At 63.8% G+C, this 16,088-nt stretch carries 10 protein-coding genes; 6 read left to right on the forward strand and 4 right to left on the reverse strand.

Features of this window, described 5'->3' with window-relative positions; genetic code table 11:
* The first annotated feature begins 53 nt into the window (after positions 1-53).
* From AC07OO_RS09005 to AC07OO_RS09015, 3 genes are all read left to right on the forward strand, one after another.
* Positions 54-959, forward strand: coding sequence for an alpha/beta fold hydrolase (locus AC07OO_RS09005; protein WP_495081707.1), 906 nt, complete (start codon positions 54-56; stop codon positions 957-959).
* Positions 960-1,020: 61 nt separating this feature from the next.
* Positions 1,021-2,259, forward strand: a complete 1,239-nt coding sequence (gene gspF, locus AC07OO_RS09010) for a type II secretion system inner membrane protein GspF (protein WP_495081708.1) — start codon at positions 1,021-1,023, stop codon at positions 2,257-2,259.
* A 63-nt stretch (positions 2,260-2,322) separates the two neighbouring features.
* A complete protein-coding gene (locus AC07OO_RS09015) occupies positions 2,323-3,906 on the forward strand; it encodes a methyltransferase regulatory domain-containing protein (protein ID WP_495081709.1) in 1,584 nt (527 codons plus the stop codon).
* Positions 3,907-4,424: 518 nt separating this feature from the next.
* On the opposite strand, the gene AC07OO_RS09020 is transcribed toward AC07OO_RS09015, so the two are convergent.
* On the reverse strand, positions 4,425-5,270 hold the full coding sequence (locus AC07OO_RS09020) for an HDOD domain-containing protein (protein WP_495081710.1): 846 nt from the start codon (positions 5,268-5,270) through the stop codon (positions 4,425-4,427).
* 58 nt (positions 5,271-5,328) lie between these two features.
* Complete coding sequence (locus AC07OO_RS09025; RefSeq protein WP_495081711.1) at positions 5,329-6,882, reverse strand: B12-binding domain-containing radical SAM protein; 1,554 nt, start codon at positions 6,880-6,882, stop codon at positions 5,329-5,331.
* Between the two features lie 60 nt (positions 6,883-6,942).
* Here AC07OO_RS09025 and AC07OO_RS09030 point away from each other — a divergent pair, with 60 nt between their 5' ends.
* Entirely contained in the window at positions 6,943-7,896 is a 954-nt protein-coding gene (locus AC07OO_RS09030) for an AEC family transporter (protein ID WP_495081712.1), read from the forward strand.
* Between the two features lie 32 nt (positions 7,897-7,928).
* Here AC07OO_RS09030 and AC07OO_RS09035 read toward each other — a convergent pair whose 3' ends face one another.
* Positions 7,929-9,914 carry a S9 family peptidase gene (locus AC07OO_RS09035; RefSeq protein WP_495081713.1) on the reverse strand — a complete coding sequence of 662 codons (1,986 nt, stop codon included), beginning with the start codon at positions 9,912-9,914 and terminating at the stop codon, positions 7,929-7,931.
* A gap of 448 nt (positions 9,915-10,362) precedes the next feature.
* Here AC07OO_RS09035 and AC07OO_RS09040 point away from each other — a divergent pair, with 448 nt between their 5' ends.
* Complete coding sequence (locus AC07OO_RS09040) at positions 10,363-11,514, forward strand: efflux RND transporter periplasmic adaptor subunit (protein ID WP_495081714.1); 1,152 nt, start codon at positions 10,363-10,365, stop codon at positions 11,512-11,514.
* Positions 11,515-11,516: 2 nt separating this feature from the next.
* Positions 11,517-14,747 carry an efflux RND transporter permease subunit gene (locus AC07OO_RS09045; RefSeq protein ID WP_495081715.1) on the forward strand — a complete coding sequence of 1,077 codons (3,231 nt, stop codon included), beginning with the start codon at positions 11,517-11,519 and terminating at the stop codon, positions 14,745-14,747.
* A gap of 164 nt (positions 14,748-14,911) precedes the next feature.
* Here AC07OO_RS09045 and AC07OO_RS09050 read toward each other — a convergent pair whose 3' ends face one another.
* Positions 14,912-16,003 carry a nucleotidyltransferase family protein gene (locus AC07OO_RS09050; protein ID WP_495081799.1) on the reverse strand — a complete coding sequence of 364 codons (1,092 nt, stop codon included), beginning with the start codon at positions 16,001-16,003 and terminating at the stop codon, positions 14,912-14,914.
* Positions 16,004-16,088: the final 85 nt, after the last annotated feature.

Below are 16,088 nucleotides of genomic sequence, written 5' to 3' on the forward strand. Positions count from 1 at the left end.
TCGCGCTCGGCCTCGTGGGGTGCAGCGCGCTTCCATCGGGTGTGCCGCCCACCGTGGAACACGACCCCTCTTTGCCACGGCTGGAACTGCGCGGTTACCCCTTCCATGCCGAGCACCATGGCGAGCCCGGCAAGCCCGTTCTCATTGTGTTGCACGGCGGCCCCGGCGCGGACTACCGCTACCTGCTGGGCCTGAAGGGATTGGCCGATGCCTACCAGGTGGTGTTCTACGACCAACGCGGCACCGGCCTGTCGCCCCGGGTGCCGGCGGCCGACATCACGGTGCAGACCTTTGTGGATGACCTCGACGCCTTTGTCGATGCCTTTGGCCACGGCCGAAAAGTCCACCTGCTGGGCCACTCCTGGGGCGCCATGCTGGCCTCGGCCTACACCAGCGCCCATCCTCACAAAGTGCAGGCGCTGGTGATGGCCGAGCCCGCTTTTCTGGATGCGTCCACCGCAGATGTCTTCACGTCCAGCGGCGGGCCGTCGTTGCGCCAGATCGTGGGCTTGGGCAGCGCCTGGCTGGGCAAATGGTTCGTGCCCACGGGGGGAGACCCCTATGCCCGTGAGGACTGGTTTCTGCTGCAGGCCTTGCCCTTGATGCAGCAGCCCTCAGAGTTGTGCGAGGGCCGCTTGCCCGCGCTGCAGGCCTGGCGCTTTGGCAGCCCCAACTTCGACGCCACCATAGGCCGCATGATGGACGACCCCGCCTTTGCGGCGCAGCTGGACTTCCGCCAGGGCGCGCAGAATTTTGAGGGTGCAGCGCTGTTCATCGCCGGCGCCTGCAACCAGCTGGACGGCGCCAAGCAGCAACGCCGCCACCTGCACCACTACCGCCACGCCAGCCTGGTCGAAATCGCAGACGCGGGACACTTCATGTTCAACGACCAGTTGGCGCAGAGCCTGGCTGTGGTGCGCAGCTTCCTGGCGGAGCAGGGGACAGGGCAAACGCAATAAATGGCCTGGTCATGCGCTGGGGGTGCCGCCGGGCATGCGGCACCCGCTAACATCACACCCCATGCCCGCCTACTCCTTTGAAGCCCTCGATGCCAATGGCAGTGCCCGCAAGGGCGTGATTGAAGCCGACACCGCCAAGGCCGCACGCGGCATGCTGCGCGCCCAGGCATTGGTGCCCATGGCCGTGGAGCCGGTGGCGCCCGGCACGCAGGCCGGCGGCCAGAGCGGCAACGGTGCGCAGGGCACCACGTTGTGGTCTTCCCGCATCTTCAGCGCCACGGCGCTGGCGATCTGGACACGCCAGCTCGCCGGTCTGGTGACCTCGGGCCTGCCGCTGGAGCGGGCGCTGACGGCCCTGTCGGACGAGGCCGACGACGAACGCCAGCGCCACTTGGTGGCCGCCATCCGGGCCGAGGTCAATGGCGGCACGGCCTTTGCCACAGCGCTGGCCCAGCACCCGCGCGAGTTCGCACCCACCTACTGCGCGGTGGTCGGCGCCGGCGAACACAGCGGCAACCTGGGCCTGGTGCTGGAGCGCCTGGCCGACGACCTGGAGCAAAGCCAGGCGCTCAAATCCCAATTGATCGGCGCGGCGCTGTACCCCGCCATCGTGACGGTGGTGGCCATCACCATCGTGATGTTTCTGCTGGGCTATGTGGTGCCCCAAGTGGCCGAGGTGTTTGCCGGCAGCAAGCGGGCCCTGCCCTTGCTGACGGTGATCATGCTGGGCCTTGGCAATTTCGTGCGCAACCAGGGTTGGCTGATACTGGGCGCTATTGTTTTGGTAGCTATTGGTGCCCGTTTGGCGTGGGCTAGTGCCGGATTTCGTGAAAAATTCGATGCCATGTGGCTCACTCTACCTATTTTGGGTAAGTTGAGCCGTGGCTACAACGCGGCGCGCTTTGCCGGCACGCTGTCCATGCTGGCGGCGGCCGGCGTGCCCATCCTGAAGGCCTTGCACGCCGCAGCCGACACCCTGTCCAACCGCGCGATGCGCACCGACGCCATGGACGCTCTGGTGCTGGTGCGCGAAGGCGCGCCCTTGGCATCTGCGCTGGCGCAGAAGAAACGCTTCCCCGGCCTGCTGGGCATGTTTGCCCGCCTGGGCGAGCAGACCGGCCAGTTGCCCACGATGCTGGAGCGCGCGGCCAAGCAGCTCAGCACCGAGGTGCAACGCCGCGCGATGCAACTGGCCACGCTGTTGGAGCCGCTGCTGATTGTGGCCATGGGCATCATCGTGCTGCTGATCGTGTTGGCCGTGCTGATGCCCATCATCCAATTGAATCAACTGGTTCATTGATGGCCCCCGACGCTTGGGGTGGCCCGGCGCGGATGGGGTCTCTACTCTTGAAAGGTGCACTGCATGTCTGACTGGAACGAAGGCTATGTCACCGACATTGGCTACACCTTTGGTTACTACGCCGAGCTCAACCCGCTGCGCACCCGGTTAGCGTTGCTCAATGCCGGCTGGGCCGCGCCCGAGCTGCTGACTGAAGGCCCGGCCTGCGAGTTGGGCATGGGCCAGGGCGTCAGCGTCAACATGCATGCGGCAGCCTCGGCCACGCCTTGGTATGGGACCGACTTCAACCCCACACAAGCCGGCTTTGCGCAGCAGCTGGCGCAGGCCAGCGGCGCCGAGGCCCATGGCACGCGGCTGTACGACGAGGCCTTTGCCGATTTTTGCCAGCGCAGCGACCTGCCGGACTTCAGCTTCATAGGCCTGCACGGCATCTGGAGCTGGATATCGGATGCCAACCGCAGCGTGCTGGTGGACTTCGTACGGCGCAAGCTGCGTGTGGGCGGCGTGCTCTACGTCAGCTACAACACACAACCAGGCTGGGCAGCCATGGCGCCCATGCGCGACCTGCTGGCCGAGCATGCCCAGGTCATGGGCGTGCCGGGCCAGGGCATCACCAGCCGTGTCGATGGCGCGCTGGCCTTTGCCGACAAGCTGATGGCGGTCAACCCCCGCTATGCGCAAGCCAACAGCCAGATCGCGGCACGGCTCAAGACCATGGCCGGCATGGGCCGTAACTACCTGGCCCACGAATACTTCAACCGCCACTGGCAGCCCATGTCGTTTACCGGCATGGCGGAGTGGCTGACACAGGCCAAGCTCAGCTACGGCTGCTCGGCCCACTACCAGGACCACCTGCCGGCGCTGAACCTCACGCCGGCCCAAAATGCGTTCCTGCAGGAGCAGCCCGACGCCATGTTCCGTGAGACGGTGCGCGACTTTTTGGTCAACCAGCAGTTCCGCCGCGACTACTGGATCAAGGGCCCACGCAGACTGGCGACGGTGGCGCAGCAGCAAGCCCTGTGCGACCAACGCATGGTGCTGCTGATACCCCCGGCCGATGTGACCCGCAAGGTCAAGTCTGCGCTGGGCGAGGCCGCGCTGACCGCCGGCATCTACGAGCCCATTCTGGCGGCCATGGCCGACCTGCAGCCGCACCGCATCGGCGACTTGTGGGATGGACTGCAACGCGGGCCCCACAAGGCCAGCGTCAATTTCGCCCAGCTGGTAGAAGCCATGCTGCTGTTGTGTGGCAAGGGCGACCTGGTGGCCGTGCAAGATGAAAGCGTGATTGCGCAGGCCAAACCCCAGTGCCAGCGACTCAATACCCACGTGCTGGGCTTGGCCCGCCACAACGCCGATGTCGGCTACCTTGCCAGCCCGGTCAGCGGCGGCGGCGTGCTGCTGGGCCGCATCCACCTGCTGTGCCTGCTGGCCTTGCGCGAAGGCAAGACGCCCGTCGCCGCACCTGATGTGGATGTATTGGCCCGCTTTGCCTGGGACACGCTGCTGGCCCAGGGCCAGCGTATGTTGCGTGATGGGGTGCCCATGGAGTCACTCGAAGACAACCTGGCTGAATTGCGCACCCAAGCTACGGAATTTGTCGCCAAGCGACTGCCTACGCTGCGGCTTCTGCAGGTGGTGGATTGACGGTGTTTTGCTGCTTGAGGTACTGACTGGAGTGCTCCTTGCTTTGAACAGCCTTAACAGCCGAACAACCAAATAACCGGACACCCCACTCCCCCAGCCCCTCGCCCCCGTCGGGCGAGGGGAGCCCTTAACAGCCGATTTGGCGGCGGCGCGCCGGCTACGGCGCTACTAGCGGTGCGGCGCGCTACGTGCTGGTTGTACCGCGGCCCTAGCGCTGCGGTTGGAGTCAACGGCTGCCGCGTGGGGGTTCCCACACTGGCCGCTGCGCGCGCCAGCGGCTCCGCACCAACAGTGCACGAGGTCCCTAGGACAGCAGGTTCGAAACCGTAGTGCCCAAAACCGTAACGCAACCTCACTGCGGTAATGCCTTAGCCGGAGCGCAAAAAGCAAAATCGGCTGTTGAAGGCTCCCTCTCGCCCGACGGGGGCGAGAGGGCGGGGGGAGAGTGGGGTGTCCGGCTATTCGGTTATTTGGATGTTCGGCTGTTCAAAACACCCTCAACAAAGCTACAGAAACCACTAACCCGCCCCATCCACCCGATGCGCATAAGCCAACGCCACCGCCGGCGCCACATTCAACAAGTGCGCAATCTCATCCATATCGTCCGGCACCCCCGGGTTGTCCCAACCCAGCATGGTGTGGCGCGCCAGGCGCACGGCCAGCACCACATTGCGCACGATGGCGGTGTCCGCATGGCGGTCGTCGCTGATGCGCACCAGCAGCTCCGGCAGATGCCACAACTTCATCAAGGCCTGGCGCAGATCGTCCAGCTCGATGTTCAGCGTGACACGCTGCACGGTGGCGCTGCGCAGCGTGGGGTCGGCGCGCTGGGCCTGCGCGATGCGCAATTGCAGCGTGGGCGCATGGCACCACATCAGCATCTCGGCAAAGTCGTGCAAAAAGGCGGCCAGCCGGATCACGTCGGCATCGGTGTCGCCACGGTGGATCGCAAAGCCGGCGGCAAACTGTGCGGCACGGTCGGCGCGGCGCAACAGGGCGCGTAGACCTTCCAAAGCCTGGGGTTGGTCGTGCAAATGGTCTTCCACCGTGGGCTGCGGGCCAAAGGCGCGGAAGAAGGGGGAGATACCCGTCATGACCAGCGACGTGGTGATGCTCTCTGTCTCGGTGGCGTTGTCGGCCCTGCGCTTGCTGGCCACGTGGGCAAGCAGCTTGATGGCCATCAACGGATCGCACTCGATGGTGGCGCCCAGCATGCTGGCGTCCACATTGTCTTCGTCGGCCCGCAAAGCTTCCAGCGCCTGCGCCGTCTTGGCCAATACCGGGATTTGCGCATCACGGAAGTAGCGGGTCCACGCGTCCAGATCGCGCAGCGGCGCAGTCAGATAGCGTGTGGGGGTAGCCATATGCCTGCCAGTATGGGCGCCCGCACCACGGCGGTCAAGGCGCGATAAAACAACGCCGTCAGGATGCCACGAAGGCACCGCGCCCGTGCTGGGCCTGGCGCAGTGCCAGCTGTTTGGCATGGATGCTGCGCTGCGGCGCCTGCGGGCGTGGCAATACATCGCGCAGGCAACGCGGGCGGGCATGGGCTCCGCTGCGCTGGTAGTCGGCCAGCAGCATCTGGCGCACGGCTTCCATCGGCAGGCCGCGCTGTGTGGTCAGGTAGTCAAACAGTGCGTCTACCAAATCTTCGGGCGTCAGACCATGGGTCTTGTGCGTGGTCTGCCACAGCCAGTCGCTCCAAATGGCGAAGGCGGCAAATGCGGAGTCGCCGTGCAAGAGCGCATCCAGCGTCTGCTGGAATCGCCCGGAGTTGGCCACCAGATCCCAGTAGCGCGCCAGGCGCACAAAGCGTTGTATGGTGGCCGCATCCAGCACCGCGGTTTGCTGCACCGCATAGGGCGGCTCTGTTGCGTAGACCATGCCATGCTCTTGGGTGTGGCGCGCAATGGGCGTACCGCGCAGGCGCTTGAGGAGGCCGAGCTGGATCTCGTGCGGACGTATCGCGTGCAGGCGGTCAAAGCCTTGTGCAAAACTCTCCCAGGTTTCGCCCGGCAGGCCGAAGATCAGATCGGTGTGCAAATGCGCCGGCGACTGCTGCACCAACCACTGCAGATTGGCCTCGGTCTTGGCGTTGTCCTGGCGGCGCGAGATGCGTTGTTGCACCGCGGGGTTGAAGCTCTGTATACCCACCTCCAACTGCAGCACGCCGGGCGGGAATTGGGCCATCAGCACCTTGAGCTTGTCGGGCAAGTGGTCGGGTATGACCTCGAAGTGCACAAACAACTCCTCGCACATGCGGTCCAGAAAGAATTGCAGGATGCGGGCCGAGGCATCGATCTTCAAATTGAACGTGCGGTCCACAAACTTGAAGTTGCGCGCGCCGCGCCGGTACAGCGCATCCATCTCGGCCAGGAAGGCATCCAGGTCAAAGGCGATGGCGGTCTTGTCCAGCGAACTCAAACAGAACTCGCATTTGAACGGGCAGCCGCGCGAGGCCTCGACATACAGCAGGCGGTGCGCCAGGTCGGCGTCGGTGTAGTGGATGTAGGGCAGGGCAATGGTGTCCAGTTCCGGCTGCTCGCCAGGAATCACCTTCATCAGCGGCTGCGGCCCGTACAACAGCGCGCGGCACAGCTTGGGGAAGCTGACGTCGCCCCAGCCGGTGATGACGTGGTCGGACAACTGCACAATCTCCTGCTCGGCCCATTCGTGACTGACCTCGGGGCCGCCCAGCACGATGCGGATGTCGGGCCGCGCGGCCTTCAGCAGCCGCACCAGGGCCGTTGTCTCGGTCACGTTCCAGATGTACACGCCAAAGCCGATGACGCGAGGCTGCAGCGCCAGCAGTTCGTCCGCCAGTTCCTGGGGCTTGCGGGCAATGGTGAACTCGCGCAACGCGGTCTGATCCGCCAGGTCACCCATATTGGCCAGCAGGTAACGCAGACCCAGCGAGGCGTGGATGTATTTGGCGTTCAGCGTGCACAGAACAATGGCGGTGCTGGGGGCTTGCATCCCCCGATTATTCAACGGCCATCCGCGGTGGGCGAAAATCGGGCTTTCCTCGCCCACCCCATGCAATCCATCGTCCTGTCGTCGTTGCTCCCCGTCGTGCTGTTGATTGCTATCGGTTTTATAGCGTGCCGCGCAGGCTGGATGAGGGCTGAGGCCACAAAAGACCTAGGGCGTTTGGTCTTCATGGTGCTGACGCCCGCCCTGCTGTTCCGCACCATGAGCACCGTGCATGTGGAGCAACTGGACTACAAGCCGGTGGCGTCCTACTTCACGGCCGTCATTGCGCTGTTCCTGCTGATGCTGGTGCTGGGCCGCGCCACCCAACGCGCCACGGTGCTGGCACTGGCAGCCACCTTCAGCAACACGGTGGCCATTGGCGTGCCGCTGATCGGCCTGGCCTATGGCGAGGCCGGCATGGTGAGCCTGTTCACCATCATCTCGCTGCACGCCCTGGTGCTGCTGACGCTGGCCACCATTGCGCTGGAGCTGGCAGAGGCCCGCCAGGCTGTGCAAAAGCACGCTACGCCCACCGGAAAAGCAGCATGGCACCGCCCGGTGCTGGACGCACTGAAGAGTGGCATCTTGCACCCCGTGCCGCTGCCGATCATGCTGGGTCTGCTGTTCGCGCAAACGGGCCTGGTCATGCCCACGGTGCTGGACCGACCTTTGCAGCTGCTGGGTACGGCCATGGGGCCGATGTCCTTGTTGCTGGTGGGCGCCACACTGGCCAGCGCACGCATAGGCCATGAATTGAGGGGGGCGTTTGGCTTGGCGCTGTTGAAGAACCTGCTGCTACCGGCCTTGGTGGCGCTGGTGGGTGTGCTGATGGGCCTGCACGGCCTGCCGCTGACCGTGATGGTGGTGACGGCCTCCCTGCCCATTGGCGCCAATGTGTTCATGTTCTCGCAGCGCTACAACGTGGCCGAAGAACTGGTGACTGCCAGCGTGGCGGTATCCACCGCGCTGGCGATGCTGACCGTGTCGCTGGTCATGGCGCTGGCCGAGCACCTGTAGCCTGCACGCCCGCCCGCAAACGGGCGACAGCTTTACTCCAGCAGCGTAGTTTCCAGGAAGCGCACGGTGGCGTAGAACTCGAAATCGGCGTTGGCCTTGCGCTTGAAGCCATGGCCCTCATTGTCGGCCAACAGGTACCAGACCGGCACACCGTTCTTGCGCACGGCATCGACGATCTGCTGCGCCTCGGTATAGGGCACGCGAGGATCGTTCTTGCCCTGCACGACAAACAGCGGCACCTTGATGGATGCGGCGTTGTTCAGCGGAGCAATCTTTTCGTGGAAGGCGCGCATGGCAGGGTCGCGCTCGTCGCCGTACTCCACGCGGCGCAGGTCACGGCGGTAGCTTTCGGTGTTGTTCAAAAAGGTCACGAAATGGCTGATGCCCACCACGTCGATGGCGCCGCGTATCAGCGGGCTGTAGTCCACCGCCGTGGCCAGGCTCATATAGCCGCCGTAGCTGCCGCCGGTGATGGCGATGCGCTTGCCGTCCAGCCGCGGGTGCTGGCCAACCCAGGCCAGGAAGGCGCCGCCGTCCTTGACGGAATCCTTGCGCTTGAAGCCGTTGTCCATATCCAGATAGGTCTTGCCGTAGCCGGCCGAGCCGCGCACATTGGGCAACAACACGGCCACGCCCAGCTCGTTCAGGAAATAGTTGTAGCGGCCCATGAAGCGCACCGTGGACTGCCCTTCGGGACCACCGTGGAAGCTGACCAGCACCGGCCGCTTGCCAGGGAACTTGGTGGCATCGGGCAGGAACAGCCAACCGCTGATGGCCAGGCCGTCAAAGCTCTTGATCTGCACCAGTTCGGGGCTGACAAAGCTTTCGGGCTTGACGCCGGGCGCGGTGCCGGCCACGGTCCAGCGCTCGGTTTTTCCAGTCGCAACATCCAGCGTGTAGACATCGCCGGGACTTTGCGGTGAATTCAAGGAGTAGGCCAGCGTGCTGCGCTGCGTGGCGTGCCACAGGCCGCCGCCAATGGCGCCTGCCGGCAGATCGGGGCGTGCCAGTTCCTTGCCGGTGGCCGCGTCGAACAGGTGCACTTCATCGCGACCGTTGTTGTTGGCCACGGCCATCAGGCGCTTACCGTCTTCGGACAGCGAGAAATTTTCGATATCCCAGGGAATGTGGTGGGACAGCACGGCCAAGGATTTGTCACGCAGGTCGTACACCGCCAATTCCGAAAACTCACCACCCTGGTTGGTGCTGAGGAACAGGCGTTGCTTGTCCTGGCTCCATTCAAATCCACTGTAGCCGGCGGCAGGGGCTCCATCCTTGGGCAGGATCTTTTCACGCGCACCGGTCTTGGCATCAATCAAAAAGACGTCAGAGTCATTGGGTGTGCGGAACTGCTGGGCCGCGATCTGGCTGTCATCCGGGCTGAAGCGGAAGTTACCCCAGCCACCGCCGGGTAATTCAGCCAGCCGGGTCTTGGTCTCGGGGTTCAAGGGGTCGACCAGCGTCAACTGGGTGGTGACCTGGTTGCGGCTACCGCCCTGTGCGGTCTTGTCCAGCGGCACGGCACCGATCAGCAGGCGCTCGCCGGAGCGGGCCCAGGTGTAGTCGCTGCGTTCCTGGGGGTTGGACAGCAGCGTGGATTGGCGGGTCGCCAGGTCCATGCGGTAGACCTGGGTGGCCTCGTTGCCACCGGTGTCGCGGCTGTAGACGATGTACTTGCCCTCGCGCGGCTCGAAGGCAGCGGCCGTCACGCTATCCGGGAAATCCGTGAGTTTCTCCAGCTTGCCGCCCGGTGACTTGAGCCAATAGATCTGCGCAATATTGGCACCGGCCTCGCGGTGGCGCACCAGCATGGACCGCTCGGTGGGGTGCCAGCCGACGAAACCATGGCCGCGGAACTCGGTGTACAGCGCCACCTTGTCGGCAATGGTCTTGGAGATGGCGGGAATACCATCGGCCGTCAAATTGGGGTTGGGCAGTATGCTGTCTTGCGGCTGTTGGGCCCAGGCAGTGGCCAGACTGAGCGCCAGGCAGGCGCCCACATAGAGTTGTCGTCTCATGCAATCGTGTCCTTAGTGGTACTGTGGGAGGCACACACAGGCCGCGCAGACTGCCGCCTCTTTTGGAGAACAGGTGCTACGGGTGGCGCCCCAAGCCGTCCATTAAACCAAATCTGCCGCCAAAAACCCCGCAGCACGCACCCTCAAATCAGCAGATCGTCGCATGCATAGGCGCTCAGTCGCAAAAGAGGTGCGGCTGGGGCTGGGGCTGGGTACAGTTCGCCCCAATCTATACAGGAGGCTTCATGTACCCCCACGCCCATACACTTTTCCACCAACACCACGCCGTGGATATGCAGGTTGTAAGCGCTCGCTAGCCATGCAAAACACCGTCAACCCGTGCCATCCGTATTGCACCGGTTGACGCCATAATCGTGGGCTTGAGCACCCCTCGTGCCCAGTCGCCCATCACCCCACCCTGTCAGTTTTCCCACACGGAGAGTTCTCTATGCTGCGTCCCCTTCTCATCGTTGCCGCGCTGGCCACAAGCCTGACGGCATGCGACAAGTTCCCCGGCAAAGGCGACAAAAAAGATGCCGCCGCGGCCCCGGCCAAACTGGTGATCGCGCCTGAAGACATTGTGACCATACGCTCCAATGCGCTGGCCTCGGGCCCGGTGGTCACCGGTTCCATACAACCCGAGCGCAAGGCCGATCTGCGGGCCGAAGTGTCGGCCGTGGTGCTGCAGGTGTTGAAAGAAAACGGCGATGTGGTGCGCAAGGGTGATGTGCTGGCCCGGCTGGACCAGACCTCGATACAGGACAACCTGCGCTCGGCCGAAGATGCGGCGCGTAACGCGGCCCAATCGCTGGACCAGGCGGAGCGCAACTTCCAGCGCCTCAAGACGCTACGCGCCTCGGGCATGACATCGCTGCAAGCGCTGGACGATGCCGAGGTGCGCCGCAATGGCGCGCAAAGCGAGCTGTCGGCCTCCCATGCCCGTACCGTGGTGGCCCGCCAGCAGCTGGAGCGTACCGTGGTACGTGCCCCATTTGACGGTGTGGTCAGCGACCGCAAGGTGTCCGCCGGTGACACAGCATCCATCGGCAAGGAGTTGCTCAAGGTCATCGACCCCACCAGCATGCGTTTTGCGGGCCGCGTGTCGGCCGACAAGATCAGCCAAGTCAGCGTCGGGCAGGCGGTGGGTTTCCGCATCAACGGCTATGCCGGGCAGGAATTCCGCGGCAAGGTGACCCGCGTGGACCCCAGCGCCAATGACGTGACGCGCCAGGTGGAAGTGCTGGTCAGCTTCAGCGATGCCTCCGCACAACCCAAGGTGGCCGGCCTCTATGCCGAAGGCACGATCGAGTCCAGCACCGTGCAGACCTTGACCTTGCCCGAATCCGTGCTGATGAAGGCCGGCGACAAGACCTCGGTCTGGCGCGTGACCAACAACGCACTGAACCAGGTCGTGCTACAGGTGGGCGCGCGCGACGCCCGCACCGGCAACATCGAAATCCGCACCGGTCTGAAGGAAGGCGACACCATCTTGCGCAGCCCCAGTTCCAACTTCAAGGAAGGTCAGACGGCTGAGCTGGTGACGGTCAAACCCCCGACGGCGGCCGCCTCGTCCGCCTCTTCGACCGCCAAAGGGTCATAACCATGTTTCTATCCGATTTCAGTATCAAGCGCCCCACGGCGACCATTGTTCTGATCATCGCGCTGATGGCCCTGGGGCTGCTGGCGCTGAGCAAGCTGCGGGTCAACCAGAACCCGGACGTGGAAGTGCCCGGCATCCAGGTCTTCATCGCCTACCCTGGCGCATCGCCAGACTCGGTGGAGCGCGAGATCGTCAACCGCATCGAGAAGTCGCTGCAAAGCGTGCCCGGTGCCACCGACGTCTATTCCACGAGCAGCGAAGGCAATGCCAGCTTCTGGATCGAGTTCTCTTTCAAGAAGAACATGATCGAGGCAGCGGACGATGTGCGCACCGTGATCTCCAGCGTGCGCTACAAGCTGCCGACCGAAATGCGCGAGCCCATCGTGCGCCACTTCGACCCCGCAGCCCAGCCCATCATGAACATGGCGCTGTCCAGCAGCAAGCAAAGCCATGCCGAGATCTCGCGCCTGGCCGAGGACACGTTGGCCGACAAGCTGCGCGCCATACCCGGCGTGGCCACGGTCACGATCAACGGCTCGCTGAAGCGTGAACTCTCGGTGCTGCTGCGCGCCGAGAGACTGCGTGAATTCAACGTATCGGTCGGTGACGTGGTGTCCGCATTGCGCGCACAAAACACCAATGCCCCGGTGGGCAAAGTGCGCGGCACGCTGGACGAAGAAAGCATCCGCCTGGTGGGGCGCATCGAGTCACCCGAAGAGTTCCAGAACATCGTCGTCAAGCGCTTTGGCGGCCAGATCGTGCGCCTGGCGCAAGTGGCCACGATCAAGGACAACTTCGCCGACATCGACTCACTGAGCATACGCAGCGCAAAGCCCAATGTGGGTATCTTGGTAACCCGCTCGCGCGATGCCAGCACGGTCAGCGTGGCCAGCGACATCCGCAAGCTGGTCAAGGAAATCAACACCGGCTTTGAGAAAGACAACCCCGGCACCAAGCTGGAAATCACCCGCGATGGCGGCGTGGACGCACAGCGCAGCCTGAACAACGTCATCGAGTCACTGATGCTGGGCGCGGTGCTGACCATCTTTGTGGTCTATGCCTTCCTGAACTCCTGGCGCTCCACGCTGATCACGGCACTGAGCCTGCCCACGTCCGTCATTGCCGCCTTCATTGCGGTCTGGCTGTGCGGCTTCACGCTGAATTTCATGACGCTCTTGGGCCTGTCGCTGGCGATTGGTGTGCTGATTGACGATGCGATTGTGGTGCGCGAGAACATCGTGCGCCATATGCAGATGGGTGCAGACCGGCGTACGGCCTCGCTGGAGGGCACGGCCGAAATCGGCTTGGCCGTGGCGGCCACCACTTTCTCCATCATTGCGGTGTTCATCCCGGTGGCCTTCATGCCCGGCGTGTCCGGTGAATGGTTCCGCCCCTTTGCGCTGACCGTGACCTGCTCGGTGCTGGTCAGCCTGGCGATCTCGTTCACGCTGGACCCCATGCTGTCGGCTTACTGGGGCGACCCACCTGACCACCACACGGCCCCCAAGAAGGGCCTGGGTGCGGTGCTGGCACGCTTCAACGACTGGTTTGACCACCAGGCCGACCGCTACGGCAATGTGATTGCCTGGGCCCTGCACCACCGGCGCTGGATGACGGCCATTGCAGTGCTGAGCCTGGTTGGCGCGCTGGCCCTGCAAGCCACCGTGGGCGGCAGCGCCTTCTTGCCCACGTCGGACTCGGGCAACCTGATGATCGAGGTACGCACGCCGGCCTCGTCCTCGGTCGAATATGCACGCCTGAAGATGGAGCGTGCCGCCGAAGTGGCCCGCACCATTGCCGAGACCAAGGACACCAACAGCAACATCACCGCCAGCGGTGGCCGCATCTATGTGGACATCGGCAAGCGCAACACCCGCAAGCGCGGCGCCAAGGAGATTGCAACCGAGCTGCGTGAGAAGATTCGCACGCTGGTGGGCGCCGAATACACGGTCATGGACGACCTGAACAATGGCGCACGCAAGCCCGTGCAGATCGACTTCACCGGCCCGGATTCGCGCAAGCTGCTGGAAATCACCAGCGCCTACATGGACAAACTGCGCCAGATACCCGGTGCGGTGGATGTGGGCCTGTCGCAGCAAGACCCCAAGAAAGAGCTGAAGATCGAACTCAACCGTGGCCTGGCCAACTCCATGGGCATTTCGGCCAACGACGCGGCACAGGCCCTGCGCGTGGCCTTTGCCGGTATCGAGGTCGGCGACTGGGTGGACCCCACCGGTGAGACGCGAGACGTGGCGGTGCGCCTGCACCCCGATGACCGTGTCAGCAAGGAAAACATCGAACGCCTGCCCATCGCCGTGTCCGGCACCAACATGATGGTGCCGCTGGACCAGATCGCCACCGTCAGCATGGGCAAGGGCCCGTCCGGCATTGAGCATACGAATGGCAAGCGCAACATCACCGTGTCGGCCAACGTGCAGGGCCGCTCCAACGGCGAGGTAACCGACGACGCGCTGAAGCTGGCCAAGTCCTTTGACTACCCGCCGGGCTATGGCCTGTCGCTGGGTGGCGCCGGCCAAAGCCAGAAAGAGCTGTTCACCGAGATGCTGATTGCGCTGCTGTCCGGCATTGGGCTGATGTACCTGATCCTGGTGATGCAGTTCGGCTCGTTCACCGCCCCGCTGGCCGTGATGCTGTCGCTGCCGCTGTCGCTGATCGGCGTGGTGCTGGCGCTGCTGATCACCCGCGGCACGCTGAACCTGATGAGCTTCATCGGCATCATCATGCTGATGGGCCTGGTCGCCAAGAACGCCATTCTGCTGCTGGACGCCGCCCGCAAGCGCGAGGCCGAGGGTGTGGACCGCGAACAGGCCTTGATGGATGCCGGACGCGTGCGGCTGCGCCCGATCCTGATGACCACGTTCGCGCTGATCGCCGGTATGCTGCCCGTGGCTCTGGGCCTAGGTGAAGGTGGCGAGTTCTACCAGCCGCTGGCGGTGGCCATCATTGGCGGCACCATCACCTCCACGCTGCTGACGCTGCTGGTGGTGCCCACGTTCTACGACAGCATCGAGATCAAGCGCGACCACATGGTGGCCAAGTTCAAGGCGCGGGCTGAGCGCTGGAATGGCTTCTGGGCTTTTGTGCTGACCTTTGGCGAGGCGATCGCGTTCTTGGTTATGGGTCGCTTTGTCTACCGCATGGTGCGCCTGGCCTACAACCGCGTCACCGGCGGCAAGCGCGATGGCCTGATTCAGGTGGTGCAGGCTTCGTAAGCTGAAAGCAGCACGGGGTGCAAGCCATGGCCTGCACCCCGTGTTCAAAATACCCAATCCAGGGTTTTTGAGGGTCTTGGCTGGTGGTTTTTCAAAAAGTCAGCCTCTAGCCCTCGTCAAATATAACCAAGGCGCTACACAAAATGTAGCGCCTTGCTTTTTTGTCAGGCCCGCGCGTCGCTCCAGCGCAGCTTGCAGTTGTCGTCACCGCGGTATACGGCGCCGCCCTTGTTGTCGACACAGTAGTCGGGCGACACAATCATTTCCGAGAAAGCCATATCCTGGCCGATGCGGGTGTAGTCAAACAGCACGCAGCGCGTCACACTGGCCCCGGCCCGGATGTGGCTACCGTGGCCAATCCAGGTGGGCCCGATGATGCGAGCGCCCGGCTCGACCTTGACGCTGGAGCCGATGTAGACCGGGCCTTCGATCTCCACGCTGTCCCAGTCAATACGGGTATTCAAGCCCACCCATACGCCGGGGCGCACCTGGCGTCCGGGCACGTTCATGTGCGCCACCTGGCCGCGCAAGACGCGTTGCAGCACCGACCAGTAGTCGCTGACGCGGCCGATGTCTATCCAGTTGAAGAAGCGGTCTTGCACAAAGAAGGGCAGCTCCTGCTCCACCAGTCGGGGGAAGAGTTGCGAGCCGATGTCAAAGTTCTGCCCCGGCGGGATGTGGTCGATGACGCTGGGCTCGAACAGGTAGATGCCGGTACTGGCCAGTGTGGACTTGGCCTCTTCGGGGCGAGGCTTTTCCTGGAAGGACTGAACGCGTCCATTCTTGTCGGCCACGACGATGCCGTAGTAGGGCACCTGGTCCTTGGGCACATCCAGGCCCACGACACTGGCAACCGCGCCCTTTTCCTTGTGCTCGCGCACGGCGGCGCCAATGTCCAGGTCAATCAGCGCATCGCCACACAGCACCAGCGTGGTTTCATCAAAGAATCCTGAAAAATCCTGGATGTGGCGGATGCCACCGGCCGAGCCGCGGGGGCGCGGCAAAATGTCGCCATGGTCCAGCACGCCTTCGTAGGAATAGCCGATCTCGACGCCCCAGCGGCTGCCATCACCAAAATAGTGCTCGATCTTGCGGTGGTGGTAGGCCACATTGACCATGATTTCCCGCACACCGTGGCGGGCCATGTGCTCGATCAGGTATTCCATGACCGGCTTGCCCAGCAACGGCACCATGGGCTTGGGTAAATCTTTGGTCAGCGGCCGCACACGTGTGCCTTGCCCAGCCGCCAAAATCATGCCTTTTGTCAAACTCTGCTCCTGCAATTGAAAGGCGCCCGCTAAGGCGACCTCGGGCCGCGAGTTTACCGCTGGCAGATGGCAG

The organism is Rhodoferax sp. GW821-FHT07G04, assembly GCF_059418585.1.

Excerpts from the sequence above, each read along its gene's own strand:
- gspF (WP_495081708.1), top strand. The coding sequence starts at position 1,021 with ATGCCCGCCTACTCCTTTGAAGCCCTCGATGCCAATGGCAGTGCCCGC.
- AC07OO_RS09015 (WP_495081709.1), top strand. The coding sequence starts at position 2,323 with ATGTCTGACTGGAACGAAGGCTATGTCACCGACATTGGCTACACCTTT.
- AC07OO_RS09020 (WP_495081710.1), bottom strand. The coding sequence starts at position 5,270 with ATGGCTACCCCCACACGCTATCTGACTGCGCCGCTGCGCGATCTGGAC.
- AC07OO_RS09025 (WP_495081711.1), bottom strand. The coding sequence starts at position 6,882 with ATGCAAGCCCCCAGCACCGCCATTGTTCTGTGCACGCTGAACGCCAAA.
- AC07OO_RS09030 (WP_495081712.1), top strand. The coding sequence starts at position 6,943 with ATGCAATCCATCGTCCTGTCGTCGTTGCTCCCCGTCGTGCTGTTGATT.
- AC07OO_RS09035 (WP_495081713.1), bottom strand. The coding sequence starts at position 9,914 with ATGAGACGACAACTCTATGTGGGCGCCTGCCTGGCGCTCAGTCTGGCC.
- AC07OO_RS09040 (WP_495081714.1), top strand. The coding sequence starts at position 10,363 with ATGCTGCGTCCCCTTCTCATCGTTGCCGCGCTGGCCACAAGCCTGACG.
- AC07OO_RS09045 (WP_495081715.1), top strand. The coding sequence starts at position 11,517 with ATGTTTCTATCCGATTTCAGTATCAAGCGCCCCACGGCGACCATTGTT.
- AC07OO_RS09050 (WP_495081799.1), bottom strand. The coding sequence starts at position 16,003 with ATGATTTTGGCGGCTGGGCAAGGCACACGTGTGCGGCCGCTGACCAAA.